At 60.3% G+C, this 25,258-nt stretch carries 24 protein-coding genes and 2 tRNA genes; 9 read left to right on the forward strand and 17 right to left on the reverse strand.

Translation table 11 applies throughout. The features are described from left to right. Window positions 1-75: 75 nt before the first annotated feature. From ACFOSU_RS16485 to ACFOSU_RS16495, 3 genes are all read left to right on the forward strand, one after another. Window positions 76-321 carry a hypothetical protein gene (locus ACFOSU_RS16485; protein WP_380691014.1) on the forward strand — a complete coding sequence of 82 codons (246 nt, stop codon included), beginning with the start codon at window positions 76-78 and terminating at the stop codon, window positions 319-321. A 153-nt stretch (window positions 322-474) separates the two neighbouring features. Continuing rightward, complete coding sequence (gene lgt / locus ACFOSU_RS16490) at window positions 475-1,329, forward strand: prolipoprotein diacylglyceryl transferase (protein WP_380691015.1); 855 nt, start codon at window positions 475-477, stop codon at window positions 1,327-1,329. A gap of 27 nt (window positions 1,330-1,356) precedes the next feature. Continuing rightward, the gene (locus tag ACFOSU_RS16495) at window positions 1,357-2,910 is read left to right on the forward strand and encodes a multicopper oxidase family protein (protein WP_380691016.1); all 1,554 of its coding nucleotides are present in this window, start codon (window positions 1,357-1,359) and stop codon (window positions 2,908-2,910) included. Window positions 2,911-3,281: 371 nt separating this feature from the next. Here the strand turns inward: ACFOSU_RS16495 and ACFOSU_RS16500 are convergent, their stop codons facing one another. Further along, the gene (locus tag ACFOSU_RS16500; protein WP_380691017.1) at window positions 3,282-4,073 is read right to left on the reverse strand and encodes an undecaprenyl-diphosphate phosphatase; all 792 of its coding nucleotides are present in this window, start codon (window positions 4,071-4,073) and stop codon (window positions 3,282-3,284) included. A 21-nt stretch (window positions 4,074-4,094) separates the two neighbouring features. Next, on the reverse strand, window positions 4,095-4,709 hold the full coding sequence (locus tag ACFOSU_RS16505; RefSeq protein ID WP_380691018.1) for a cation transporter: 615 nt from the start codon (window positions 4,707-4,709) through the stop codon (window positions 4,095-4,097). Between the two features lie 279 nt (window positions 4,710-4,988). Between ACFOSU_RS16505 and cadR the strand changes: the two genes are divergently transcribed. Then, window positions 4,989-5,438 (forward strand): Cd(II)/Pb(II)-responsive transcriptional regulator, encoded by a 450-nt coding sequence (gene cadR, locus ACFOSU_RS16510; protein ID WP_380691019.1) that lies wholly within the window; start codon window positions 4,989-4,991, stop codon window positions 5,436-5,438. A gap of 159 nt (window positions 5,439-5,597) precedes the next feature. On the opposite strand, the gene ACFOSU_RS16515 is transcribed toward cadR, so the two are convergent. The 5 genes from ACFOSU_RS16515 to lnt form a co-directional block, all read right to left on the reverse strand. Then, window positions 5,598-6,233, reverse strand: coding sequence for a peroxiredoxin (locus tag ACFOSU_RS16515; protein ID WP_380691020.1), 636 nt, complete (start codon window positions 6,231-6,233; stop codon window positions 5,598-5,600). A gap of 195 nt (window positions 6,234-6,428) precedes the next feature. Continuing rightward, a complete protein-coding gene (locus ACFOSU_RS16520; protein ID WP_380691021.1) occupies window positions 6,429-6,746 on the reverse strand; it encodes a hypothetical protein in 318 nt (105 codons plus the stop codon). 34 nt (window positions 6,747-6,780) lie between these two features. Continuing rightward, window positions 6,781-7,287 (reverse strand): signal peptidase II, encoded by a 507-nt coding sequence (gene lspA, locus ACFOSU_RS16525; protein ID WP_380691022.1) that lies wholly within the window; start codon window positions 7,285-7,287, stop codon window positions 6,781-6,783. 56 nt (window positions 7,288-7,343) lie between these two features. Then, window positions 7,344-7,964 carry a cation transporter gene (locus ACFOSU_RS16530; RefSeq protein ID WP_380691023.1) on the reverse strand — a complete coding sequence of 207 codons (621 nt, stop codon included), beginning with the start codon at window positions 7,962-7,964 and terminating at the stop codon, window positions 7,344-7,346. A 59-nt stretch (window positions 7,965-8,023) separates the two neighbouring features. Then, window positions 8,024-9,487, reverse strand: coding sequence for an apolipoprotein N-acyltransferase (gene lnt / locus ACFOSU_RS16535; RefSeq protein ID WP_380691024.1), 1,464 nt, complete (start codon window positions 9,485-9,487; stop codon window positions 8,024-8,026). Window positions 9,488-10,003: 516 nt separating this feature from the next. Between lnt and ACFOSU_RS16540 the strand changes: the two genes are divergently transcribed. The 3 genes from ACFOSU_RS16540 (at window position 10,004) to mobH (ending at window position 14,281) form a co-directional block, all read left to right on the forward strand. After that, entirely contained in the window at window positions 10,004-10,645 is a 642-nt protein-coding gene (locus ACFOSU_RS16540) for an STY4534 family ICE replication protein (RefSeq protein ID WP_380691025.1), read from the forward strand. Between the two features lie 121 nt (window positions 10,646-10,766). Further along, a complete protein-coding gene (locus ACFOSU_RS16545) occupies window positions 10,767-11,651 on the forward strand; it encodes an ArdC family protein (protein WP_380691026.1) in 885 nt (294 codons plus the stop codon). Window positions 11,652-12,454: 803 nt separating this feature from the next. Further along, window positions 12,455-14,281 (forward strand): MobH family relaxase, encoded by a 1,827-nt coding sequence (gene mobH / locus ACFOSU_RS16550; protein ID WP_380691027.1) that lies wholly within the window; start codon window positions 12,455-12,457, stop codon window positions 14,279-14,281. Window positions 14,282-14,453: 172 nt separating this feature from the next. Here mobH and ACFOSU_RS16555 read toward each other — a convergent pair whose 3' ends face one another. The 9 genes from ACFOSU_RS16555 to ACFOSU_RS16595 form a co-directional block, all read right to left on the reverse strand. Further along, a complete protein-coding gene (locus tag ACFOSU_RS16555; protein ID WP_380691028.1) occupies window positions 14,454-15,635 on the reverse strand; it encodes a tyrosine-type recombinase/integrase in 1,182 nt (393 codons plus the stop codon). A 163-nt stretch (window positions 15,636-15,798) separates the two neighbouring features. Next, window positions 15,799-15,872 (reverse strand) — tRNA-Cys (locus ACFOSU_RS16560). 86 nt (window positions 15,873-15,958) lie between these two features. Continuing rightward, a tRNA-Gly gene (locus ACFOSU_RS16565) sits at window positions 15,959-16,033 on the reverse strand. Between the two features lie 83 nt (window positions 16,034-16,116). Further along, entirely contained in the window at window positions 16,117-16,668 is a 552-nt protein-coding gene (gene pgsA, locus ACFOSU_RS16570; RefSeq protein WP_380691029.1) for a CDP-diacylglycerol--glycerol-3-phosphate 3-phosphatidyltransferase, read from the reverse strand. Window positions 16,669-16,725: 57 nt separating this feature from the next. After that, window positions 16,726-18,549, reverse strand: a complete 1,824-nt coding sequence (uvrC, locus tag ACFOSU_RS16575; RefSeq protein WP_380691030.1) for an excinuclease ABC subunit UvrC — start codon at window positions 18,547-18,549, stop codon at window positions 16,726-16,728. Between the two features lie 25 nt (window positions 18,550-18,574). Beyond that, a complete protein-coding gene (locus ACFOSU_RS16580; RefSeq protein WP_380691031.1) occupies window positions 18,575-19,210 on the reverse strand; it encodes a uracil-DNA glycosylase in 636 nt (211 codons plus the stop codon). 114 nt (window positions 19,211-19,324) lie between these two features. Continuing rightward, complete coding sequence (gene rraA / locus ACFOSU_RS16585; protein ID WP_380691032.1) at window positions 19,325-19,810, reverse strand: ribonuclease E activity regulator RraA; 486 nt, start codon at window positions 19,808-19,810, stop codon at window positions 19,325-19,327. Window positions 19,811-19,840: 30 nt separating this feature from the next. Beyond that, window positions 19,841-20,344, reverse strand: coding sequence for a disulfide bond formation protein B (locus ACFOSU_RS16590; RefSeq protein WP_380691033.1), 504 nt, complete (start codon window positions 20,342-20,344; stop codon window positions 19,841-19,843). Between the two features lie 87 nt (window positions 20,345-20,431). Continuing rightward, complete coding sequence (locus tag ACFOSU_RS16595) at window positions 20,432-21,484, reverse strand: NAD-dependent epimerase/dehydratase family protein (RefSeq protein WP_380691371.1); 1,053 nt, start codon at window positions 21,482-21,484, stop codon at window positions 20,432-20,434. 529 nt (window positions 21,485-22,013) lie between these two features. Here ACFOSU_RS16595 and ACFOSU_RS16600 point away from each other — a divergent pair. Together ACFOSU_RS16600 and ACFOSU_RS16605 are read left to right on the forward strand one after the other, a co-directional pair. Next, window positions 22,014-22,583: an NADPH-dependent FMN reductase gene (locus ACFOSU_RS16600; RefSeq protein WP_380691034.1), complete on the forward strand. Its 570-nt coding sequence runs from the start codon at window positions 22,014-22,016 to the stop codon at window positions 22,581-22,583. A gap of 105 nt (window positions 22,584-22,688) precedes the next feature. Continuing rightward, on the forward strand, window positions 22,689-24,260 hold the full coding sequence (locus ACFOSU_RS16605; RefSeq protein WP_380691035.1) for a BCCT family transporter: 1,572 nt from the start codon (window positions 22,689-22,691) through the stop codon (window positions 24,258-24,260). On the opposite strand, the gene ACFOSU_RS16610 is transcribed toward ACFOSU_RS16605, so the two are convergent. After that, window positions 24,243-25,127 carry an alpha/beta fold hydrolase gene (locus ACFOSU_RS16610; protein ID WP_380691036.1) on the reverse strand — a complete coding sequence of 295 codons (885 nt, stop codon included), beginning with the start codon at window positions 25,125-25,127 and terminating at the stop codon, window positions 24,243-24,245. The two genes, ACFOSU_RS16605 and ACFOSU_RS16610, sit on opposite strands and share 18 nt — an antisense overlap. Window positions 25,128-25,258: the final 131 nt, after the last annotated feature.

Raw genomic sequence — 25,258 nt, forward strand, 5'->3', positions numbered from 1 at the left:
AGCCATACAAGCGCGCCGCCCGAAAAACATTCGGATCTTGGTTGATGTAGCGCCATAGAACAAGGAAACAGCGGCATGAAACAACTCAACGCAACCTTCTTGACCCTGCTTGTGATGGCAAGCGTCGTGGCCCCGGCCGCCGCTCAGGCGGGCCCCGGCCGAATGGGCGATTCCGGCGTGACGGGCGGCTCGATGATGCAATGCGGGATGATGGGCGGCCCCATGATGATCGTCGGAATACTCTTTGGGCTGCTCGTTATCGCTATATTGGTGCTCGCCATTCTGGCACTGATCAAGTACCTGCGCAGCAACCCTCGATAGATCGGCCCAACGAACGTCGACGGCCGACAGCCGCTGTGCAATGCAGTGCCAACCTGAACCGCGAACAGCCGAACACCACTTCGGCATGCATCATCCGGATCGGATTCACCGACCAATCCTTTAGCTTGCCCCCATAACGCGATCAAAACACTCATGTTTATACACCCGTCGATCAATCCAGTCGCTTTTTCAGTGGGCCCGTTGGCGGTGCACTGGTACGGCCTGATGTATCTGCTCAGCTTTCTGCTCGGCTGGGCCCTGGCGGTTCGTCGCACGCAACTGGCGCATATACGCTGGACGCGCGAAGAGGTCGGCGACTTCCTGTTTTATGTCGTGCTCGGCGTGGTGCTGGGTGGCCGGCTCGGTTATGTAATGTTCTATCAACCGGGCTATTTCTTCGCCCATCCGTTACATGTGTTTTATGTCTGGGACGGCGGGATGTCGTTCCACGGCGGAATGCTGGGCGTATTCGTCGCGTCGGCCTGGTTCGCCCGGCGCACCCACAAACATGTCTTCGACGTGACCGACTTCGTCGCCCCGATCGTCCCTATCGGGCTGTTTTTCGGGCGTATCGGTAACTTCATCAACGGCGAGCTTTACGGGCGCGTCACCGACGTGCCGTGGGCGATGATCTATCCGCACGTCGATAGGCTGCCGCGCCACCCGTCGGAGCTCTACGAAGCCGCTCTCGAGGGGGTGGCGCTATTCGCCATTCTGTGGATATACGCACGCAAGCCCCGTCCGCGCATGGCGGTTTCCGGCGCGTTCCTGCTGGGTTATGGCTGTTTTCGGTTCTTCCTGGAATTCTTCCGGCAGCCGGACCCGTTTGCGGGCTTCGTCACGTTCGGCTGGATGACGCTGGGCCAGGTCTATTCGGCGCCGATGATCGTCGCGGGCCTGATCATCATTCTCGTCGCTTATCGGCTACGCGCGGGCTTTGTGAATAAGCATGCCGGCTTCGGGCCGCAGCGTTATCAACGCCATCGGACGATTCAACGTGACGAATAGCCAAACCGACGTCCAGGAGCGCATCGCATGAAGCGTATCGATAAAAAACGCCGACAATTGCTGGGCCAAATCGGCGGCCTTGCCGGCGTATCAATTCTATCCCCCGCGTCTTTGCTTGTCGCCTACAATACGGAGGCGATCGCCGCGGACGACAAACGTGCGGCGCCACCTCAGCGCATCACAAACGGGCCGTTCGACGTAGACTTCCGGCTGCGCGCTGAACCCGACACTGTACCGATACTGCCGGGCGCGCCCAGCGAGGTCTGGCGTTATACCGCGGCCTTGATGCGGGGCCCGCAAGACACGCTGACCTCAGTCAGCGGAAGCTATCCTGGACCGCTGATTCGGCTGCGCCGGGGCCAGCGGGTACGCGCGCGGCTGGAAAACCCGCTGCCCGAGGACACGACGGTCCACTGGCATGGCCTGCACGTGCCGCCGGACGTCGACGGCCAGCCCCGTCTTCCGATCAAGCCAGGCGAGGATATGACGGTGGCCTTCGACGTGGTCGACCGCGCCGGGTTGTACTGGTACCACCCGCATCCGCACGGCCCCAACGGCGGCCGCGTCGGCTTTCAAAGCTATGCCGGACTGGCCGGGCCGTTGATTATCGAGGACGACACCGAGCGCGCGCTCAATCTGCCCGCCGGCGATCAAGAGCTCATTCTGGTCCTGCAGGATCGAACGTTTGCTGGCGAGAACGAGCTGACTTTTGTCGACGGCATGCGATCGATGATGCGCGGCTTTTTCGGTGATCGCGTTCTGGTCAACGGTTATTCCCCGACGGCCCGCGAGGTCGGCACCCGCCCCTATCGTCTGCGGATTCTCAACGGTTCCAATGCGCGCATCTACAAGCTGGCCTGGAGCGACGGCCGCCCGGTGACCGTCATCGGCACCGGCGGGGGCCTGCTCGGGGCACCGGAACAACGACCCTATGTCACGTTGCCCCCCGCCCAGCGTATTGATTTGTGGGTCGATCTGTCCGACGCCAAAGTCGGCGATCAACTCGCTCTGGTCAGCGACGCTTACAATTCCGGCATGATGGGCGGCTACTCCGGCTTGCCCGCGGGCGCCCGATTCGAATTGGTGCCCTTGCACGTCACGCGTCGCGCGGACAAGGGACCGCCGCTGCCCAAGGTTCTAGATCTGGACCTGAAAACGTCTTCCACAACCCCGGCTACGCCCATACGCACCTTCGATTTGCGAATGGAAATGATGAGCGGCTTTTCCATCAATGGTCGCCAATTCCAAGGCGCCGTCGTGGCGGATGACGAAATCGTGACCCTGGGCGATACCGAAATCTGGGAATTCGTCAACGACAGCATGATGCCGCATCCCATGCATGTGCACGGCCTACAGTTTGCGGTGATCGAGCGCAGCAAACGCAGCGGCCTGCGCGGCTGGACTGGTCTCGATGCGGGGCTGGTGGATGCCGGCCTGCACGACACCGTCCTGGTCCTGCCCGGCGAGCGTGTCCGCATCGTACTGACCTTCACCGATTTCGACGGCCTCTATCTCTATCACTGCCACAACATGGAGCATGAGGACAACGGCATGATGCGCTATTACCGAGTCCGGTCATGATCTCCCAAGACGTCACGCCGCTGCGCCGCCGCGCTGCGCCGGGCCGCAAAGCCGCGCGAAAAAAAAGCGGCCCGAAGCAATAGAGAAGACAGCCATGAGCAGCAAATTGAAATGGACCCTATCCTGACGGGATTGGCGCATTATGTCTGACGCCCATTTAGGGTGTACTTCAACCAGACACTGATGAGCGTAAGCCCAGCATATGTCACCCTAAGCGCAACACTCGCGCTGGTGCTGGATTGGCGGGCACGTTACCGAACGAAAGGGACAGAACACGCAGCACTCGTCCAGATTGGGGCCCGGAAGAGTACCTTATAGTCGTAGTAAAGTTGGTAGGCACTGTCGGCATATATAGGAACATTTTAAATAAATCAGCTGCCGTGGAGCAAAATTAACAAGGCGGCACCAAATACGATACGATAGATAGCGAACGCGGTGAAAGTATGGAACTGGATGAAATCCAGCAGCCATTTGACTGCGAAAAACGCGACGGCCATCGAAACGAGGAACCCGACCGCCAGCCCGGTCCAGTCGGGTGCGATACCGGCGCCACCCTGGAATTGCTTGAATAGCTCGAAACCGCTGGCTGCGAACATGGTGGGAATGCCCACGAGAAACGCGAACTGGGTGGCGGCACTGCGGTTATTGGTGCCGGCCAGAAGCGCGACGAAGATCGTCGCCGCCGATCGTGAAGTGCCCGGAAGCAGGCCCGCGACCATCTGCGCAATACCCACCAACACGGCCACCGTCCAAGTTACGCGCTCGGATGCCGGCTGTCTGGCGGCGATCTGTTCTGCCGCGATCATCCAAACACCGCCGATGACCAGCGCCCAGGCCACGCCACTGAGCTGGGTCGGCAACTGGAAGCCTAACTTGACCGTGATCAGCCCGAGTAGCGCGGTAATCAAAAACGCGACAATAAGCTTGAACAAATAATCACGTTGGTCCGGTTCACGCCAACGAGTGAAAAGACGCCGAATTTCGCGCCAGTAGATAAATACGACTGCGAGAATCGCCCCCGCCTGGATGACGACATTGAACATATCCGAACGCTGCCCAAGCCAGCGTTCGGCGATCAACAGATGGCCGGTGCTGGATATCGGCAAGAACTCGGTAATACCCTCGATGATGCCCAGCAATACGATGTTGGCCAGATCGCCCACGGCAGTCCCCCTGAAAACGCGCTAGCTTGCTTTGAGAGAAGCCTTCTGTTCGTCGCGTGCCTCGCGCAGGATGCCGGTCGCTTCCTTGATCACGTAGAGGCCAAGCGCGGTGCCGATGATCAGATCAGGTGCCGCATTGTTCAGAACAAGCACCAGCACGCCGGACAGGATCACAGCTACATTGGCAATTACATCGACCCGAGTGAATAGCCAAGTCGCTCGCAGGTGCACCTCGCCATGACGAAAACGTCCCAGCAACCGGAGAACGATGGTATTGACAGCGAGCGATACAAAGGCGATTCCGATCATCCAAGAGCCCTCGGGCTCGCTGCCCGTGGCCGCTCGCCATAAGACGCCGACCAGCACGGCTAAACCCAGCAGCAATAGTATCGACCCGCTCAATTGCCCCGCAGAGGCCTTGAAGCGCGCACTGCGTGTCATTGCGACCAGGCCGATTGCATAGGCGCTGGCGTCGGCCAGCATATCCAACGAATCAGCGACCAGTCCCATGGACTGGGCGATAAGGCCGGCCGTGATGCCGACCACGAACATCGTGGCATTGAGGGCCAGGGCGATCCGTAGAATTCGCCGCTCGGCCTCATTGCTCGCTTCAACGTGACAGCCGCAATCGCCCATTTCATGTCCTCTTTTTTGCAAACATCGGCCCAGTCGAGTACCGACTGAGATTTATGTGTTGTGATCCTAGACCCTCTAGCTACTAGAGGGTCAAGCGTAAGATGCTGCTACATGACTGATTGAATGCGTAGTGAGTGCCAAGTGTATAAACCAGCGGCTTGCCGGGGGCTTTATTAACTCGCGTACCGCGCGGCCGGCAGGCCACAGTGATTTTATGATCTTGCCGGCCAGCATCCCTATAACTACTATAGACTCAAGTATCTAATTTGGAGGATTTCCGTGGCCTTGAAAATCGGTGAGTTGGCAAGTCGCACTGACTGCCAAGTCGGAACAATTCGCTACTATGAGCAGGAGAAGCTGCTACCAGAGCCTATGCGAAGCAATGCTAATTTCCGGCTCTACAGCGAGGCCCATGTCGAACGCTTGCGGTTCATCCGACACTGCCGATCGCTGGGTATGAGTCTCCAAGAGGTGCGCGCCTTGTTGCAGTTTCGCGATCGCCCGCAGACAGACTGCAGTGATGTCAACGCGCTGCTAGATAAACATATCCAGCAAGTCGAAATCCGTATGGAAGAACTCACGCAGCTAAAACAGCACTTGGCCGTGTTACGCAAGCAGTGCGTCGGCAAGCGGCCAAGCGGGACATGCGGTATTCTGCAGGTATTAACCGATCGCTCTTATAACCAAGACACCACAGTGGCCTTGTCTGATCCGGAGAGATTGCGTTGAATCTAACGGAGAATTACTTTTCCAAGCCTATTGGCTGACCCAGATTGGATTTTGCCTTCACGAGCTGCTGGCGCCCGAGTCATCGCCGGACGGGTGATGGACAGCACCAAGCCCTGGACAAGGCGTGTGGTCCTTGTCCAAGGCTTGAGGCCGGAACCGTTACTTGTTCGGCTGTCTGATCATGCGCAGATAGGGCTTGAGCTCGTTCCAGCCGGCCGGGAACAGCTTCTTCGCCTCTTCGTTGGACAGTGCGGGTGACACAATCACGTCATCGCCGTCCTGCCAGTTCGCCGGCGTGGTCACCTTGTAGTTGTCGGTCAACTGCAACGAATCGATGACGCGCAGGATCTCGTCGAAATTGCGCCCGGCGCTCTTCGGGTAGGTCAGCGTCATGCGGATTTTCTTGTTCGCATCGATGATGAACACGCTGCGCACGGTCGACGTGTCACCCGCGTTTGGGTGAATCATGTCGTAGAGTTCGGCAACCTTGCGGTCAGAATCGCCGATGATCGGAAAATTCACGGCCTGACCCTGGGTTTCTTCGATATCCGATGACCAGCGCTTGTGATCGGCCACCGAATCCACCGAAACCACGATCGCTTTTACGTTGCGCTTGGCAAACCGTTCCTTGAGGCCGCCGACCGCACCCAGCTCGGTGGTGCAGACCGGTGTGAAGTCGGCCGGGTGCGACATCAGCATGCCCCAGCCGTCACCCAGCCAGTCGTGAAAATCGATCTCGCCTTCGGTGGTATCGGCGGTGAAATTGGGGGCGGTATCGCCTAGTCTTAAACTCATGGTTAATCTCCTGTTAGAACATATGGTTGAAAGCGGCCACTCGTTTTGAGTGGCCGCTTTCGGGAACAGAGGTCAGCTTTTCTCGGCGCTGCCCTCACTTTTGCTGGATTTTTCCATCTTGGTCTGCATTATCTCGTTCCACTACGCATCGCTGACTTCTCGTCAGATTAGGTACGCAGGCTTCGAATGTACTGCCTACGGATAGTTATCTGTTTCCGAGTTGGGTGCACGACGTGTCGTTTCGTGACCGGCATTCTTCGGCGACGTACGCTGCCCTTCGCTACGCAAATACTTGATCAGCGCAAAGACGGCGAGGACCAACACGCCGATAACGAGCAGCACGAACAGTAGCCACGCGATCATCATGGGTTCGCCCATCACGCCGCATTGCGTCATTAAGCCGCCCATCATGTCGCCGTTATCCATCCGACCGGGGCCGCCACGTTCAACCGCATAGGTAACGCCCGCAAAAACAGCGAGCGCGATAAAGATGCATTTCACTATAAAATTCATTTTTCAGACCGTTTTGAAAGCCAGGCTGACACCATCATCCCGCGCGCCTGCCCTGCGCCCAGATAAGCGCTGCCGCCCCCACGATGATCCACACATCGGCGAGGTTGAATGCAGGCCAGTGCCACTGCCCGTAGTGGAAATCGAGAAAATCGACGACGTAGCCGCGCAGCAGCCGATCGGTCACATTGCCCAGTGCGCCGCCGATGATGGCGCATAGCGCGATCTGATACGTTCTTGATGCGTTTTCGCGCCACAGCCAGCAACCCAGGGCCGTCGAAACAACAAGCGCTAAAACGATCAGGAAGGCGTTTTGCCAACCGCCGGCGTTGGCCAAAAAACTGAATGCCGCCCCGGTGTTATGTTGATGCGTCCAGTTGAAAAAGCGCGTGACCGGCAGGTATTCGCCGTAAGCCAGATGGACGCTGGCCGCATATTTGGCTGCTTGATCGAGACCCAGAAGCAACAACGACAGCAAGAGCCAGCGAAGCCGTTTGGCCGGCGCCAACGCATTGGCGGCGATAGGGGCCGTACGCGTCCCCATTTAACTAGCCTTAACCTGTAAGGCGCGCACTGAAGCCGCGTTGACTACGATGGTCCTCACGGCGCCGCCGATGACGGCATCTCGGCCGTGGTTCTACGGGCATCCCTAAGGATTTGTACGCCGCCAAGCAGTACGATCAGCCCAACGATCAAGCCGATAATCAGGTCGGGGATCCGGGTGTCGAGATAGTAGACGAGCGTGCCGCCGATGATAACGCCGACGTTGGCGATGACGTCATTGGCCGAAAATATCCAGCTCGCGCGCATGTGCACGCCGCCGTCCCGATGTCGGGCGATGATCAGCAAGCACACGGTATTGGCTGCAAGCGCGGCCAGCCCCATCAGAATCATGTAAGCGGACTCCGGATTGCTCCCCATAACGGTACGGCGCACGACTTCGCTCAGCGCGAACAGGGCGAGCAGGATCTGAACCACCCCGCCGATCGATGCCGCGCGTGCCTTATGGTGCGCGGCACGACCGACCGCATACAGACCCGCGGAGTAAACCGCAGCATCGGCGAAGTTGTCGAGCGAGTCGGCGATCAGCGCGGTTGACCCGCCTAGCATGCCTACCCCGAACTCGGTCAGAAACATCACGCCGTTGATTCCCAGCAGCCAGTACAACGCCTGTCTTTGCGTTTGGTCCTTGGCTTCGAATTCACAACCACAATCCGACATATCACTACCTCCGAACGTAAGCGTAAAACCTCCAGTGGCTTGAGGGTAAAGCCTTGCGATCAACGGGTTCGCGTCACGCGCAAAAGGCCGAGCGCGAGCGCCGTCAGCGCGATCATTGCCAGGACCGGGTAATCTCGCCAGCGCCCGTACGGGGTCATTCCCCGCCGCGGCGTCACTTCGGCGGAAATCGAGTTAACCTCGAACTGAGCTGCGCGCGCCAGAAGCCGTCCGTTGTGATCTACCACCGCGGTGATGCCGGTGTTGGCCGCCCGCAGGAGGGGGCGGCCGGTTTCGATAGCTCGCATTTGAGCGATCTGCAGGTGTTGTTGCGGGCCCAGCGAATCGCCGAACCAGGCATCGTTGGTGATATTGACCAACAGCCGAGCGTCGGGAAGCAGATCGGCGACCTCGCCCCCAAATGCCACGTCGAAACAGATCAATGCGCCAACAGGCACGTCACCCACATCCAGCAAGCGGGGGCGTTTGCCCTCGGTAAAATCAGTGACCGGCGCGCCCAGCAGATTGAGTACAGGACCGAGCGCGTTGCGTAAAGGGATGTATTCACCAAAAGGCACCAAGTGGCGCTTGTAGTAGAACGCGGCGGGGTCGCCCAGGCGAACGGCGCTGTTGTAGGCGTCGCCTTGCTCGGTACGTACCGGAATGCCGAGTATCAGGGTCGAGCCGTGCTTGCCGAGCTGTGATTTGATCCGCCCGAGATATACATCCGCCTGGTCGTACCAGATGGGCAGTGCTGTCTCGGGCCAGACGATGAGATCCGTTCCGAGATACGGCTGCGTCAGATTACGATAGCGCTTCAGAGTCGAGGGTAGTGTTTCTGGCTTCCACTTGTTGTCTTGCGCCATATTGCCCTGGATCAGTGCGACGGAAAGCGGCTTGGACGTCGGATAAGTCCATTCGCGGTCAAGGAGGGCGACGCCAGCCCATACCGCCGCGATTGCTCCCACAGTAAGTGCGGCGCGGCAGATATTGGGCCGCAGGCAGAACCAGGCCAAACCTCCAGCGATGATTGTCAAAACCAGGCTCACGCCGAGCACACCGAATACGGGGGCGAGGGCAGCGAGCGGTGTGCTCACTTGACTATATCCCAGGAAAAGCCAGGGAAAGCCGGTGAGAAACCAAAGCCGAACCCATTCGGTCAATACCCAGGCTGCGGGCAGCCCAAGCCAAAGCGCCACCCCGTCCATCTGCGGTCGTAGTTTGCGAACGAGGTAGATCGCCGACCAGGGAAATACGGCGAGTAGCGCGATAAAGACCAAGGTCACGGCAGCGGCCGCCACGGGGCCGCTGCCGTACCGGTCGATGCTGATGTAAACCCATGAGACACCGGTTCCGAAGTAGCCGACACCGAAGAGATAAGCAACCCAGAGCGCGTCGCGTTCTCGCAAGCGAGACACGAGCGCAAACAATACTGCCGGCGACAGCACGGCCAGCCAATACCAATCGACCGGCGCGAATGCCAACGGTAGCGCTGCGCCGGCAAGCAATGCACTGCAATGCGCCAACGACAGTCGCCGTAGCAAAAGGAGACGAAGCGCCTTAATAGCGTTCCTTGTGGCTTGCTGTCGTACGAGAATCTCGGATTTAGTCGTGCTGAAAATTGCTCATTGCTGCACTATGGAGCCTCTAGCCGCTAGAGACTCAAGCGCCGCAGCCATTATTTATGCTGCGCTAACCGGTTGCCGCAGATCGCTACACCGGAGTCACGTTCGAGATCAAGGGCTCAAGGAGGACAGGCATCAAACATCATTTGCAATAAGCCGCGAGAGGCTTAGCGTACGATTTATTCCGTTTCGTGAGTTGACCCCAATAATCGGCCCATCACGCACTATTGACACTGCGCATCCAATCTGTTTAGGCTTTATTCGAACACCTACCGCTAGGTTCATAGCGGCCCTTCAAGCCTCGACGGATCGTGTAACGAGGCGGCTTTCGAGTCCGATCCAGTTTCCATTCATCGTTGCGCCAGCAGCACCTTCCAACCCACGCTTGGGGAGCATCAGCCCCAAGTGGGGCGTGGTGTGTCCCCTATTTCAAGGAGAAACACCATGTCTGAATACTTCGATCTTCATACGCAAGGCATTGGCTATCTGAACCGCGTTCGCGAGGTTCGCCCCAAGAACGGCACGCCGTTCTGGGCCTGTGATATCGCGGCACTTCACGGTTCGACTGACAACGTCAATCACACGCGTTTTGATTGCCGTATCAGCGGCTCCAAAGCGATCGACCTGGTCCAGCAGTATCAGGACGCCGTAAAACAGGACCGCAAGGTCTTGATCGGTTTCCGGCTCGGCGATCTGTACGTAGACACGTTCACCTATGCCAAGGGCGAACGTGCAGGCGAGACGGGCGTCAGCCTGAAATCCCGCCTGCTCTACATCGGCTTCATCAAGATCGACGGCGAGACTGTTTACAGCGCGGAGACGGCATCGGACGACGGCGAGGAAACGGAATCGCAGCACAGCGACTCCGGATCCGAGACCGCATCCGAATCGGGAGCGGCCACGCCTGTGTCGGATACTGACCGCATGCCGGCCGAGGTCAAACTGTCGAAGGACGATCCCGACTTTCAGGAGCGCAAGGAAGCACTCAAGGCAGCGGGCTATCGTTTCGGCAATCAAGCCAAGGTCTGGCGTCTGGCCGCCACAACCGCGGCCGTATAGGCTATAAACGACATCGGGACGTTCGCGTCCCGATTTTCAACCTCTCGTTTTCACTCCCGGCTGGGGAACATCGTTCCCCATTGGGCGCGGTGTTTCTGGCCGAATGATCAGGAGAAACACCATGTCCAAAACGGATATTCGCAAGCAGATTACCGATCAGATCATCGACGCACTGGAACAGGGCACCCTGCCCTGGCGCTGTCCCTGGGACCGCACACAGACCCTCAACATCCCGGTCAATTTGAGCACCGGCCATGATTACCACGGCTTCAACGTCGTGTTTCTGTGGTGCTGCCAGTTACGACAGCGCTATAGCACCGGTCACTGGCTGACGTACCGTCAGGCTCAGGAACTGGGCGGTCAGGTTCGCAAAAATGAGCACAGCTCACCGGCGATCTTCTACAAGGCGTTCGAGAAAGAAACCGGCGAGGTCGACGACAACGGCGATGCTGTCACTGAGCAAATTCGCGTGTTGCGTCACTTCAAGGTCTTCAACCTGGATCAGATCGACGGCCTCGAGGCCCCTGATCCGCGCCCGCGGTTTGGGTTCGAGCCGGTCGAGGCAGCCGAGCGCATTCTGAATGCGTCCGGTATCACGATCCTGCATGGCGGCGCTCGCGCCTGCTATCGACCCAACACGGACATCATCACGATGCCCGACCGGGATCGATTCGGCTCTGCGACCGACTACTACGCCACGGCGATGCACGAACTGGCCCATGCGACCCAACATGCGTCACGTTGTGCTCGACCAAGATACGAAACCACCGTCCGCGAGGGTGCTTATGCGTTCGAGGAACTGGTGGCCGAGCTCGGCTCGCTCTATTGCATGTCGGCGCTAGGCCTTTATGGCGACATCGCAAACCATGCAGACTATATCGCGGACTGGCTCAGTGTTCTTAAAGAGGATAAATCGGCCATCTTTCGAGCCGCAGCCTATGCTGAAACAGCCTACCAATGGCTAATTGGTCCCCTTAAAACCGGATCGGTTGATACCGCCGCCTGATGACGGCCTTCACTCAAGCCCTGCACACCGTGCGGGGCTTTTTCCGACATCACAAAAAAGCTGGCCCTGATAGCGGCGCTTTATCCGTATCGTGAGTAGCCCTTCTGCCGCGGCAGCAGACCCTCTTCCGATCGTGGAAAAGGCATGAGCCTTTTGGGGTACCGATCTTGCGCACTCAGCCGGGCCGGACGCTCGATCAAGTTCATCCACACCCGAGAACGCACCACATAGCGCCAACTGTGTACTGGCGCACTTCTTTCAAGCTGATTCAGGCGTGGTCGCGTCGTGGCCTTCCCAGGGCCGGCTCTCGGAGCCGATCGCGGGAAGGCCACGGCCTTCTTGACCACGCCGGCTGCCCGTCTCCGGAAGTCGACGGTGCCCCTTTGTGCGGTGATCCGCGCCCACAGATGAATCAGGTTCGCAACGCCCCGATAGCGAACCCGCGTGACCGGGCCTTACCGACGACGAGGCCAATGTCATAGCCCTGGGGCAATCCTCCAATCCGGCGATGCGCGTTTTCACTATGCTGCGCGTCGCGATCAACACGCTCAATACGGTAGTCACCCGGGCCGCGCCGATGCGCGGCCTTTTACGTTGCGACAGCGGTGACAGCGAAGGGCTGGCGTAAAGGGCCGAATGGAATAGGTTTTTGAATGGTAATGGACTTACCCGTGGAAAGGCTCCGATAGAGCCTGCTCGAAAGGGCGAAAGGGCCGCGCATACGCGCAAGGGCAGAAATTCACTCGGTCGCCGAGTGAATTTGTCGCACCAAAAACCCGCTTTATCCGGCACGATCGATCACCGTGATCGTTTCGCGTTTCAAGAAATGGCTCCGTTCCAGCGAAGACGCTGGAACAGCCGGCCGTGTCGAGCGTAATCGTTTCAAGGTTCGCTCGGCTTCGGAATTGCTCGCCCCATTTGAAGGCGAGCTCGCGGCCATCCGTGCACGCGCGGGCGTACCGGCCGAACATTGGCGTTCGCTGTACCAAGTGGTCTTCGATAATTATGCGGCGCTGGTACAGCATCTGCCGGCCTCCGAATCCCATCATCACGCCGGCGCCAGTGGTCTGCTACAGCACGGCATCGAAGTAGCGCGCCACACGCTGGATCTGAAACAGGGCATCATCCTGCCGCGCGGCGAAGCACCCGAGGTGCAATCCCGAGTCCAGGATCTGTGGACGTATGCGTGCTTCACCGCCGCCCTGCTCCACGATCTCGGCAAACCCGTAACAGATCAGCACATCACACTCTATGACGGGCCGCATGCCCGTCGCAGCGCCTGGTCGCCCGTGCACGGTCCGATGCCGGTCGGGGCGACCTATGGCATCGAGTTTAATTCCAAGCGCGTCTATCGCCACCACGAGCGGATCCCCCCGTTGTTGGTGCACCATCTGCTATCGACCGAGGGGCTGCAGTGGATCGCAAGCGACCAGAGCGCGCTGCACAACTGGCTCGCGGCAATCCAGGGCGATCCATCGAATGCCGACGCCATCGGTGAAATCGTGGGCCAGGCGGACGGTCTGTCGGTGGCGCGCAATCTCAGTGGCAGCAAAAACGTACAGCTACCGACCGCCAAGGCCAAGCCGCTTGTCGAGCGCTTGCTCACCGGACTGCGTTATCTGTTGGATGACGGCGATCTGCCAATGAACCGCCGCGGCGCGGCCGCCTACCTCGACGATGACACGCTCTGGCTGGTGTCAAAGACTACGCTCGACAAGCTCCGCACCCACCTGATCGAGGAAGGACAGCCAGGGATCCCGACCCGGAATGACCGGCTCATGGATGAGCTGCAACAACATGGTCTGTTGGTTCCCAACGACGACCGCGCGGTTTGGCTCTGCTCGATCACGATCGCGGACTGGCAGCAACATCTGACGTGTCTGCGCATGCATGCCAGCCAGATCTGGCCGGATCCAACCCGACGCCCGGCGTCGATGCATGGCCACGTTGAACCGCTGGGATCTGAGACAGCCAAAGGCGCAGCCGACCAAGTCACCAACAGACCAAGTGAATCCGCCCAGTCCGCAGAACCGCGCTCAACCGGGGCTGCAACAGCTCCGGAGGGAAACAATCAACAAGCGGCCTCATCGATTGACGATCTGACTTTGCCGTTCGACCTACCGGCCGACGCGGCGGGCGAAGATGAGACTGCACCAGTTAACACGCCCCCGGCCAAGGCTCAAGAGAGCACTGCAACAGGCTCCGAATCGACCGTTCAGCGCGAGTTTGCCGCAGCCCATAAAGCGGACGGCCAAGTCGCCGGCATGGAGGCCAGCGAAGACGCTGGCGAGCGTTTCGTGGCCTGGCTCAAACACTCCATAGAAAACCAGACGGTGCCGATCAACACAGCTCAGGCACGAATCCACGTACTGCCCGAGGGCTTGGCCCTGGTGTCACCCCGGATATTTCGGGACTTCGACTCGGCGAACTGGAGCCATGCGCAGAAGCGGTTTCAGAAGCTCAAGCTGCACCGGAAGACGCCCAGCGACGAGAACATCTGGACATGTCAGGCGGCAGGCAGCCGAAAACGGTCTTTATTAAAGGTCATCCTTATACCCAACCCGGACACCGCGCTTGCCATAGATCTGCCTAAACCCAACGCGGCCCTTGCACTAATAAAAGCCTCGTAGCCAGAATCCTGCTGAAGAACATGCGGACCGGACAAATATCCCACGTCATTTGACGATCCATCGCAGCCTAGCGCGTCAAAAATAAGGCTTTAGCTGAAGCACAAGCAGTACAGTCCGAACGAGGAAAATAAGGACATGCAGGAAATCACGATTGGGTATCGTTACGGCTGCGTCAGGCTCTCGCTTTCAGCGATTCGAGGTAATCAGCCCATGCTTGCATCATACGGCGCCGCTCAGCCGAATGCTCGGCATAGTTATATGCTGCTCGCACGTTGTCGCGTTCAGCGTGCGCCAATTGCCGTTCAATCGCATCACGATTCCAGCCTTGCTCGTTCAAAAGCGTTGACGCCATGCTGCGAAAGCCATGCCCCGTCATCTGGTCTTTGTCATAACCAAGCCGCCGCAGTGCCGCGTTGATTGTGTTCTCGCTCATCGGTCGATCACAGGAACGCGCGCCGGGAAAGACGTAGCGACCAGCTCCTGTTAGCGGTTTCAGATCACGGAGTATGAGAATGGCCTGCGTGGCCAAAGGCACGATATGCAATGCGTTCATTTTCATCCGACTGGCCGGGATACGCCAAACGCTCCCTTCCAAATCGAACTCACCCCATTCGGCTTTGCGCAATTCGCCGGGCCGAACGAAAACCATTGGCGCCAGTTGCAGCGCGCAGCGCGTAGCATGCTGTCCGGAATAGCCATCAATATCTCGCAGCAATGGCCCAATTTCACCCGGATTAACAATACTGGCGTAGCGTGTGACGCGGCGTGTCTTGAGTGCACCTTGAAGATCCGGCGTCGGATCGCGTTGCGTCCGACCCGTGGCGACGGCAAAACGCATTACTTGGCCTACCAGCTGCTTAACACGATGCGCTGTTTCGATGGCTCCCCGTGCCTCAATGCGGCGTAGCATCTGAAGCACCTCCGGGGGCTCTAATTCATGCACTTTAGTCTGCCCGATCCAGGGAAACGCATCGCGCTCCAGCCGACGGGTGACCTGGTGCTTGTTGCTCTGACTCCATTGACCGCTACGCGCATCGATCCATTCACGCGCAACCGCCTCGAATGTATCTGCGGCCGTCCGTGCGCGCTTCTCGGCCTGTCTCTTGGCACTGGGATCTATCCCCGCCGCGATAGCCTTCCGTGCATCCCCACGCCGCTCTCTGGCGTCTCTTAGCGATACCTCGGGGTAGGCGCCTAACGATAGCAACTTTTCTTTACCGCCAATACGGTATTTGAGTCGCCAAGACTTGCCGCCTGTCGGCGCTACCAGCAAGTACATGCCCGCGCCATCGCTCAGCTTGTACGGCTTTTCGCCCGGCTTAGCGTTCTTGATTTGGGTCGCCGTCAGCTTCATTTGGGGGTATCCGTGCTGCACTGGGGGTATCTACCCCCATATGTACCCCCAAATACCCCCGGATTTCAATGGACGAGCTTGGCATGTGACAGACACCGAGAACGAAAAAAGCCGGTAAATACGGGCTTTCGAAGACGTTCTTGGAATACTATGGAACAATTGATGGAGGCCAGGCCCGGAATCGAACCGAGGTACGCGGCTTTGCAGGCCGCTGCATAACCACTCTGCCACCTGGCCGGTGCGGTACTCCGTGCGTACAGCGCGTCGGAGACCGATAAAGAAAAACCCCGACCGATCGGGCCGAGGTTTCGGCGGTGTCTATTTGGAGCGGGAAACGAGATTCGAACTCGCGACCCCAACCTTGGCAAGGTTGTGCTCTACCACTGAGCTATTCCCGCCCGTCGAGAGCGCATATTCTAGGGCAGACTGTTTTCCTGTCAAGGCATTTCGGGGAAACAATTTTCCGCGACGACGCAGATGCCTATCGTTCCATGCTCAGCCGCGGCCATGCCTGGCGCAGGTAGATGATCATGGACCACAGCGTAAGCGCCGCTGAAATCGCCAGCAGAACGATGCCCAGCACGTAGATACCGCCTTGCTGTGCGAGATCGAAGAGCATGAGAAATATCGCGGCCATCTGGATGGCGGTCTTGTATTTGCCCAGCGAGCCCACGGCCACGACGCCGCGTTCGCCCAGTTCCGCCATCCATTCGCGCAATGCCGATACGGTCAGCTCCCGACCGACGATCACCGTCGCCGACAACGCGACGTAATAGTGCGGGTCGCGATAGACCAGCATTACCAATACCGCGCAGACGATGAGTTTGTCGGCGACCGGGTCGAGAAAAGCCCCGAAAGCCGAGGTCTGGTTCCAGCGACGGGCGAGATAGCCGTCCAGCCAGTCGGTGGCCAGCGCGATGCCGAACAGAATGGCGGCGACGATGTTGGCACTGGCCAGCGGCACGAACATCAGCGCCACAACGAAGGGAATCAGGATCAGCCGAAACAGGGTCAGCCATATGGGCAAGTTCAAACGTGTCTCCTCGTACCACTAGTCATCGCGCGAACGACGCCGTGGCGCTGGCCGCTATCAGGCCGTATTGTGAAAATAGTCGTAAATCCGCTGAGCCATCGTCGCACTGATCCCCTCGACGCGTGCAAGTTCCGAGATCCCCGCGCGCGCCACCTGTTTCGGGCCCCCGAACGTCTGCAGCAGCTTCTTGCGTCGCTTGGGGCCCAATCCCTCGACGCCGTCGAGCATCGAGCCCTGCCGCGCCTTGCCGCGCTGGCCGCGGTGGCCGGCAATCGCGAAACGATGTGCTTCATCGCGTATCTGCTGAATAAGATGCAGCCCTGGAGAGTCTGCCGGGAGTATAAGTGGCGCGTTATGTCCCGGCAAAAACAGCTGCTCCAGACCCGGTTTGCGAGTTGAACCCTTGGCCACACCCAGCAACTGGACGCCGGTGACTTCGAGTTCGGCCATGACTTCCTCCGCCACAGCCAGCTGACCCTTGCCGCCGTCGATCAGCAACAGATCCGGCATCGCCGCCTCGCCGCTCGTCACTCTTTTGAAGCGACGAGTGAGCGCCTGGCGCATTGCCGCGTAGTCGTCGCCGGGCTCGATACCGTCGATATTGAACCGCCGATAGGCTGATTTGTTCGGTGCGCCGGCCTCGAATACCACGCAGGAGGCCACCGCGCGCTCGCCGCCGGTATGGCTGATATCGAAACAGGCCATTTGCATGGGCGGACCCGCCAGCCCGAGCGCCGTGGCCAGCGAGCCCAGACGTTTCTCCACCCCGGCGCGGCTGGCCAACTGCGCGGACAGCGTCTGCACCAGCGTGGCGCGCGTGTTGTCCAGCCAGCGCTTGCGCTCGCCACGCACGTTGGTCTTGAAGACCACCTTGCGCTGGGCACGTCGGCCGAGGCTTTCGGCCAGCAGCGTGTCGTCGCTGGGCAACGGATCGACCAGCAGCTCAGGCGGCGGCCGTCGCTCGAGGTAGTACTGACTGATAAAGGCAGCGGCGACGTCGGCCACATTCGTGCCCTGCGGCGTGCTGGGGAAAAAGCTGCGGTGACCGAGATTGATGCCCCCGCGCACGGTGACCACCACCACCGCGGCTACGCCGCCGTCGATGCTCGCGCAGATCAGATCGAAATCGCCCTGGCCACCGACCTTCTGACTTTGCGACTGCAGCCGCCGCAGGGCCGATATCTTCTCGCGCAGGCGGGCCGCGGTTTCGAAGTCGAGTATTTTTGCAGCAGCTTCCATCTCGCCGACCATGCGGTCGATGAGTTTCTCGTTGCGCCCTTCCAGCAGTTCCACCGCATCGTGCACGTCGCGGGCGTAGTCCTCCTCGCTGATATAGCCGACACAGGGCGCCGTGCAGCGCTTGATCTGGTACTGCAGGCACGGCCGCGAGCGGTTCTCGAAGAAGCTGTCGCGACAGTTGCGCAGCTTGAACAGGCGCATGAGCGTGTCCTGCGTCTGTTTGACCGCGCCGGAGCTGGGAAACGGGCCAAAATAGTGCCCTTTCCGTTTCTGCGCACCCCGGTGGTAGACCACGCGCGGAAACGCGTTGTCGCCGGTGATCATGAGATACGGATAGCTCTTGTCGTCGCGCAGGTAGACGTTGTAGCGCGGCCGGTGCCGCTTGATCAGCGTCGATTCGAGCAGCAGCGCCTCGTCTTCGGTATGCGTGATCGTGACCTGGACGTCCGCGACCTGATCGAGCATCGACTCGGTCTTGGCGTTGCCGGAAGCGCGCAGGAAATAACTGGACACCCGCTTCTTGAGATTCTTGGCCTTGCCCACGTACAGCACGTCGCCCTTGGCGTCGTACATGCGATAGACGCCCGGGGCCTGGGTAAGCTGGCGCAGATAGCGTCGCGGATCGAAGCCGGTGTCGGTCATGCAGCAAGTATGGCGTCGAAGTGAATCAGGGCAACAGGTCGTCGTTGACTCGTTGCTGGGCACGTGCGAATACGTTTGCGAACATCGTCGCGGTCAGCCGACGCGTATTGGTGTTGTAACGGCTGCAGTGATATGAGTCGATCATCACCTGCCCGTCTGGCAATCGATGCTCGGCCTCATGGCCGAATGGATAATCGATCTGGCGCAAGCCCAGCGCCCGAATCACGGCCTTGTGCGCGACCCCGCCCAGCACGATCAACACGCCGGCCGCCACCAGTTCGGGCCGCAGAAACGCGTTGCACCGATTGACCTCGGCCGCCACCGGTTTGTTATCCGGCGGCAGGCATTTCACTGCGTTCGTGATACGGCAATCGTAGAGCTGCAGCCCGTCGTCGGCCGATAGTGACACCGGCGCGGAACTGAAACCGTGATCGAACAGCGTCTGATACAGCAGCACGCCGGCATGGTCGCCCGTGAACGGACGCCCGCTGGCGTTGGCGCCGTGCATTCCGGGCGCCAGACCTACCACGAGCAGGCGCGCATTGGCGGGGCCGAACGCCGGCACCGGCGCCGCGTGATAAGCCGGATGCGTCGCCCGCACGCGGGATCGCAGCGCGACAAGCCGCGGGCACAGCGCACAGTTTCGCGCCGGCCGAGTCACAACCTCATCCCATATCTGGGATCAACAATATCTCGCAACCGTTTGTTTCGAATCAATTAGCGCGCCAACCAAAACAACCAAAACTCAGCCGCACGCAAATTCGAATGATCGCCTTTATTCCGACAGAACCAGTTCGGCTTCCGAGACCACGATTCCATCGAGGTCTGCATACAGCCAGTCGCCCGGCATGAAAGACACGCCGGCGAAACGCACGGGCACGTCACGCTCGCCCTGGTTCTTCTTGTTCGATTTTTTCGGATGCGCGTTCAATGCTTTCACCGCGACGTCCATCTGCGAGATATCTGCACTGTCGCGAATACAGCCGTAGACAAGAACGCCGGCCCACTCATTGTCGATCGCGAGCTGGGCGAGATTGTCGCCGAGCAAGGCACAGCGATCGGAAGCGCCGCCGTCGACGACCAGCACCCTGCCTTCGCCCGGCTCTTCGAGCGCGGCACGCACCAGCGAATTGTCTTCGAAGCATTTCACGGTGCTGATCGGGCCGCCGAATTCGAGCAGGCCGCCGAAGTCGGTGAATACGGGCTCGGCAATCTGCAGCTTGTCACTGAACTCATCGCAAAGATCGGTTACGGGATACATGGCATAAGCCTTTGAAGAAGAATGAATTAATCAGGAAGAGCGCACGCCGCGTGCGCCCAGACCGAACACGCCGGCCAGGCCGCCGAGCGACAGCAGCAGGAAATACACACAGGTCCACGCCGGCAGGCTGATACCCAGGAACGCGCCCTTGACGGTAGCGCAGCTGGCATCGCCCCGCAGCACCGTCGACAGGACCTCGGTCAGCGGCATGACATCGATAAGATAGTTCAATCCGGGCCCGCAGGCCGGCACCTGGTCCGGCGGCAGGTGCATGAGCCAGACATGGCGTGCCGCGATCGCGGCCCCGGTGAGCGCGCAGACGGTCGCCAGGCCCGCGTAGACGCGATGGCCGGCGCCGGCGGGGGCGTGGATCAGCCCGATGAGGCAGAAAAGCCCGAACCCGGCCATGGCCACGCGCTGGAATATACACAGCGGGCATGGATCCAGACCGACCGCATACTGCAGATAATAGGCGAAAGCCAACGCGCCCGACGCGGCGACAAAGCCGGCCAGGAAATAGGTCCGTGTATTCATGTCGCGATCATCCCACAGGCTTCGAAGACCGACAATCGGCCCGCGGTGCAAGGGCATCCGGCAGCGTACATAAAGATTGCTCGCAGGCTATCGGGCACGTATGACACCCGCGTCCAGCATCTGCCGAAAATGTTCGACCACGGTTTCGCGGGCCGGACGGAAATCCATATCCAGATCTTTCTTTGCATAGCCGTTGTCGAACGCGAGCGGATAACCCACGTTTCGTGCGACAAACTTGCGCGGCAGACCCTCGAGCGGACCGGCCAGCCACAGCACGACCTTGGGCAATGTGCGGCGTGGGAACGGGAAGCGGCTGCCGAAGACCGCACGCAACGCCTTGCCGATATCGAGCATGCTCAGGGTTTCGCTGTTCACGATATGACGACCGCTGGTGTTGGGCCCGAAACCCGCCTTGATATGCGCAATCGCCACGTCACGCACGTCCACCACGCCGAAGTACAACTCGGGCGCACCCATCTTGAGGGTGCCGTCGCCAAACTGCTTCATCGTGGCCAGACTGGTCGAGACACTGGACTGCGTCAGTGACGGCCCAAGCACGAAGCCGGGGTTGATCGTCTGCAGCTGCCAGCGCGTCTGTTTCTCGTTGATCTCCCAGGCCCGTTGTTCGGCGCGCAGCTTCGAATAGTTATAGGGCTGATGCGACACGCTGCTGGTGGTGTTCCAATGGTCTTCCGTGAACGCGTCGATCTTGGCGTCAGCCATGTCGGCGGCATCGCCGTAGATGGCAACCACGCTGGAGGTGAGCACCACGCGCTTGACGCTTTCGGTGCGATCCACCGCGGCGAGCACATTCTGCGTGCCTTCCAGTGCCGGGCGGACGAGCTCTCGTTCGGGGTCACGCACGCCGGTCACCTGGAACGGTGAGGCGGTATGAAACACCAGTTCGCAGCCCCGCATGGGCGCATCGAAGGCTGTGGAATCGAGCAGATCGGCGGCAAACAGCGTGAGCGCGCCCTTGGACTCGCGCGCCATCGCCTCGAGGTGGCCCACTTTTTCCTTGTTGCTCGGATCACGAACCGTCGCATGGACGTCAATGCCATCCTCGAGCAGATACTTGACCAGCCAGGAGGCAACATAGCCGTTGCCTCCGGTCACCAGTACCGGACGAGTCCTGTCGATATCCATCACCACCTCATTGGATATTAATTTGCGCCTATCCTATACAAAAGTATGAGGCACACCCTGAACGGCGCGTGGCGTCTGCCACAGTCATTGGCGTCATCGGCACGGACAAAGTCGCCCTCGACCGATGCCGGGGGCACCGACGTTCGTTCATCGGCCGCTGAGATATACACCCGAAACCGGCGCGCATGGAGGCCTTCGCACCTGCGTGCACAGCCGAGACGATCGGCGCCGACCGTGCCCGCGGCGGTCATCCTCATACGCTTCAAATCAAACGGGGCTGCAATCCAGTTCCACGCGCACGCTGTCATCCGACACGCCGCCCGGATGCGCCATGGGGGCGCCCACCTGCCTATCGCGAACCACCGGCAATTGCTGCTGCGGGCGCTGACACAGGTTATTATCCGTCGCCCCCGGCCTTCATAACGTCGACACCCGACATGGGCGCGACGTCGTCAGCTTCCATAACTGGCAACACAACCCACGTCGCGGGTCCGGCACGAATCCGCTTACAAGAGGCGACTCCATGGCTCAATCGCTACGCATCGTCGGCATCGCCGGCAGTCTTCGCGCCCAGTCCTGCTCGCGCGCCGTGCTCGACACGCTCGCCGAACGCTTCCAGGGCGATGCTGAATTCACGATCCTCGATATCGGCGCCATGCCGCACTACAACCAGGATCACGACGGCAACGCGCACACGCCGACGGCTGTTGCCGATGGGCGCGAACAGGTGGCGCAGGCCGACGCGGTGATCATCGTCACCCCGGAATACAATCACGGTCTGCCCGGCGTGCTCAAGAACGCCCTGGACTGGCTCTCGCGGCCGGCATTCACGAGCTGTTTCTGCGACAAGCCGGTATTCTTCATCACCGTCGCCCCGGGCGTGCTCGGTGGCGTGCGGGCCCAGCACCAGATGCGCGAAACGATGTCGTCCATGCTCTGCCGGCTCTTTCCGCTGCCCGAAGTCGCGATCACCCAGGTCAAGAACAAGATCGAGAATCATCGACTCGTGGACCCGGCGGCGCTGGAATTCACCGACACCGCGATGACCCGTTTTCTGGCGCAGCTGCGCCAGTTCGACACCGCCAGCGCGTAGCGATCCACCGCTACGCCTGATCTGCGCGGCCGATTGGCACAAACGCGCACCGATCCACGTCCGGCAATCGCCGAACACCCTATTCGTTTCTCCAAGGATTAATACTTGAGTCATTCCCCTGCTTCGCCCGCCGTGTCCGATGCCAACGCGGGCGGCATGCGCCTGGCCGGCCGCGTGTTCTACCCGGTGGTCGCGCTGATCCTGCTGTTCGTTGCGGCGACGATCTACGCGCCCGAGGCCATGTCGGCCACCTTCAACGCGACGATGACGCAGATCGTGCATTACTTCGGCTGGTACTACATCTTCATCACGGCCGGCTTCATCGGGTTCTCGATCTGGGTCGGCTGCAGTCGCTACGGCACGCTCAGACTCGGCCCGGCCGACTCGATCCCGGATTTTTCGCGTTTCTCCTGGTACACGATGCTGTTTTCCGCCGGTATCGGCATCGGCGTCATCTTCTACAGCACGGCCGAACCCATCGCCCACTTCCACGCCGCCCCGCGCGGCATGGCCTCGGACACCATCGCCGCGGCACGCTACGCGATCCATATCACCTGGATGGAATGGGGGGCCGGCGCATTTGCGATCTATATCGTGATCGGTCTTGCCCTCGGCTTCGCCACCCATCGGCGCGGCCGGCCACTGACCATTCGCTGGGGCCTGGAGCCGCTGCTCGGCGAGCGCATCGTACGCGGCTGGATCGGCGATATAGTCGATATCACCGCAATCGTGGGCACCGTGTTCGGACTCGCCACCTCGCTCGGCCTTGGCGTGATGCAGATCAACACCGGCCTGGCATATCTGGGCGTGGCCGATTCGTCGCTGGCCCTGCGCCTGGCGATCATCGTGGTGATCTCACTGGCCGCCGGGGTCTCGGTGCTCACCGGACTCACGCGCGGAATCAAATGGTTGTCCAATCTCAATATTGCGCTCGCCGCCGTGCTGCTGATCTTCGTGTTCACCTTCGGCCCGACGGTGTTTCTGCTCGAGGCGCTGGTGGCGCAGACCGGCTACTACGCCGCCCATATCCTGCAGAGCAGTTTCGAGACCGACTTTGCGCGCGGCGACGTCTGGCAGTCCTACTGGACCACCTTCTTCTGGGCCTGGTGGATCGCCTGGGGCCCGTTCGTCGGCACCTTTCTTGCGCGGATATCCCGTGGACGCACGGTGCGCGAGTTCGCACTGGGTGTACTGATCATTCCCAGCATCGGCATCTTCCTCTGGTTCGGCACCATGGGCTGGGCCGCGCTGCACCGCGAGATATTCGGCGCCGGCGGACTCGGCGATCTGCAGACCCAGCAGGTGGTGTTCGCGTTTCTGAGCGATCTGCCGCTGGCGACCGTGAGTTCCGTGCTCGCCATGGTGCTGATCACGACGTTCTTCATAACGTCCGCCGACTCCGGCGCCTACGTCGTGGCTACCCTGTCGACCGGCGGCCTGGAGAACCCGCCGCTGAGCACGCGCGCCTTCTGGGTGGTGCTTCAGGCCGCCGTGAGCATCGCACTGGCCGTGGCCGGCGGGCTGTCGGCCCTGCAGACGGCGTCGCTGGTCGGCGGACTGCCGTTCTCGATGGTGATGATCGTGATGTGTTTCGCGGTGGTCAAAAGCCTGCGCGGGGAATACGCCGCCGAACACCAAGCGGCGATGACCGTTACCGGATCACCCCGCCTGTCCTGACCCGCACAGGAAATCACGGAGCAGCCCGGCGACAGCGTCGGGCTGCTCCTCGGCCACGAAATGGGCGGCGTCGAGTTCCTCCAGCCGGATGTCGTCGAACACGTCGTCCAGATGGTGGGTGAATTCAGGAATGATCACCGGATCATGCCGGCCGTAGATATAGAGTGATGGCATAGGCAGCCGCGTGCCAGCGATCTCCTGCCAGCGTTTCACATCCTGCTTGTAGCTACGGTAGTAGGCCGCCCCCGTCGCGGGCGTGTCTTCGATTGCATAGCAGCGCACATACTCTTCAAAAGCGTCCGCAGGGAAGCCGGTGGCGCTCCAGGTCTTGAGGAAATAGCCGAGCCAGGCGCGCTCGTTGCCCGGTATCATCGCCTCGGCGAGACCTGGCGCACTCTGGAAGAACTGGTACCACAGCGATTGCGCGCCGCGGGGCGACAGCACGTCACGCGCGGCCGCGTTACCCCGGCTGTTCGTAAGCACATGGATGTTGAGCAACACGAGCCGCTCGATGCGCGACGGCTCGGCCAGGGCGATTTCCTGCGCCACCGCCCCGCCCCAGTCGTGCCCGACCAGAGCGCAGCGTTCGATCGCCAGCGCGTCGAGTACCGCAAGCATGTCCTGGGCGAGCGCCTGTTTCGCATAAGCACCGCCATCGAGCGTGCGCGGCGAGTCACCGAGGCCGCGCATGTCCGGCATGATCAGGCGCCAGTCGCCCGCGAGTGCTTCGGCCACGGACTTCCAGCAATAACTGCTTTGTGGCCAGCCGTGCAGCATCAATACCGGCGGGCTGGTCGCGGCACCAACGCTTCTCACATGGAAAGAACCGCGCGCGGTATCGATCATTTCGTTGTTCAGGGCGCTCATCTATTTTCCTTTCGGAGTCGGCTGTAGCGATCCTACACCGCGACGACTGTTACTGAGCGCGCGAGAGGCTACGACACATTGACCCACCCGCGACCTCGTCGGGATAGATATTCTTGACTTGCCGACTCACA

The organism is Salinisphaera aquimarina (assembly GCF_042643355.1).
In the GTDB taxonomy this organism is placed as follows: Bacteria; Pseudomonadota; Gammaproteobacteria; order Nevskiales; family Salinisphaeraceae; genus Salinisphaera; species Salinisphaera aquimarina.

Excerpts from the sequence above, each read along its gene's own strand:
- rraA (WP_380691032.1), bottom strand. The coding sequence starts at position 19,810 with ATGTATCCCGTAACCGATCTTTGCGATGAGTTCAGTGACAAGCTGCAG.
- ACFOSU_RS16515 (WP_380691020.1), bottom strand. The coding sequence starts at position 6,233 with ATGAGTTTAAGACTAGGCGATACCGCCCCCAATTTCACCGCCGATACC.
- ACFOSU_RS16590 (WP_380691033.1), bottom strand. The coding sequence starts at position 20,344 with ATGAATACACGGACCTATTTCCTGGCCGGCTTTGTCGCCGCGTCGGGC.
- ACFOSU_RS16505 (WP_380691018.1), bottom strand. The coding sequence starts at position 4,709 with ATGGGCGATTGCGGCTGTCACGTTGAAGCGAGCAATGAGGCCGAGCGG.
- lgt (WP_380691015.1), top strand. The coding sequence starts at position 475 with ATGTTTATACACCCGTCGATCAATCCAGTCGCTTTTTCAGTGGGCCCG.
- ACFOSU_RS16600 (WP_380691034.1), top strand. The coding sequence starts at position 22,014 with ATGGCTCAATCGCTACGCATCGTCGGCATCGCCGGCAGTCTTCGCGCC.
- ACFOSU_RS16530 (WP_380691023.1), bottom strand. The coding sequence starts at position 7,964 with ATGTCGGATTGTGGTTGTGAATTCGAAGCCAAGGACCAAACGCAAAGA.
- ACFOSU_RS16485 (WP_380691014.1), top strand. The coding sequence starts at position 76 with ATGAAACAACTCAACGCAACCTTCTTGACCCTGCTTGTGATGGCAAGC.
- ACFOSU_RS16495 (WP_380691016.1), top strand. The coding sequence starts at position 1,357 with ATGAAGCGTATCGATAAAAAACGCCGACAATTGCTGGGCCAAATCGGC.
- uvrC (WP_380691030.1), bottom strand. The coding sequence starts at position 18,549 with ATGACCGACACCGGCTTCGATCCGCGACGCTATCTGCGCCAGCTTACC.
- ACFOSU_RS16520 (WP_380691021.1), bottom strand. The coding sequence starts at position 6,746 with ATGAATTTTATAGTGAAATGCATCTTTATCGCGCTCGCTGTTTTTGCG.
- ACFOSU_RS16545 (WP_380691026.1), top strand. The coding sequence starts at position 10,767 with ATGTCCAAAACGGATATTCGCAAGCAGATTACCGATCAGATCATCGAC.
- ACFOSU_RS16610 (WP_380691036.1), bottom strand. The coding sequence starts at position 25,127 with ATGAGCGCCCTGAACAACGAAATGATCGATACCGCGCGCGGTTCTTTC.
- ACFOSU_RS16555 (WP_380691028.1), bottom strand. The coding sequence starts at position 15,635 with ATGAAGCTGACGGCGACCCAAATCAAGAACGCTAAGCCGGGCGAAAAG.
- lspA (WP_380691022.1), bottom strand. The coding sequence starts at position 7,287 with ATGGGGACGCGTACGGCCCCTATCGCCGCCAATGCGTTGGCGCCGGCC.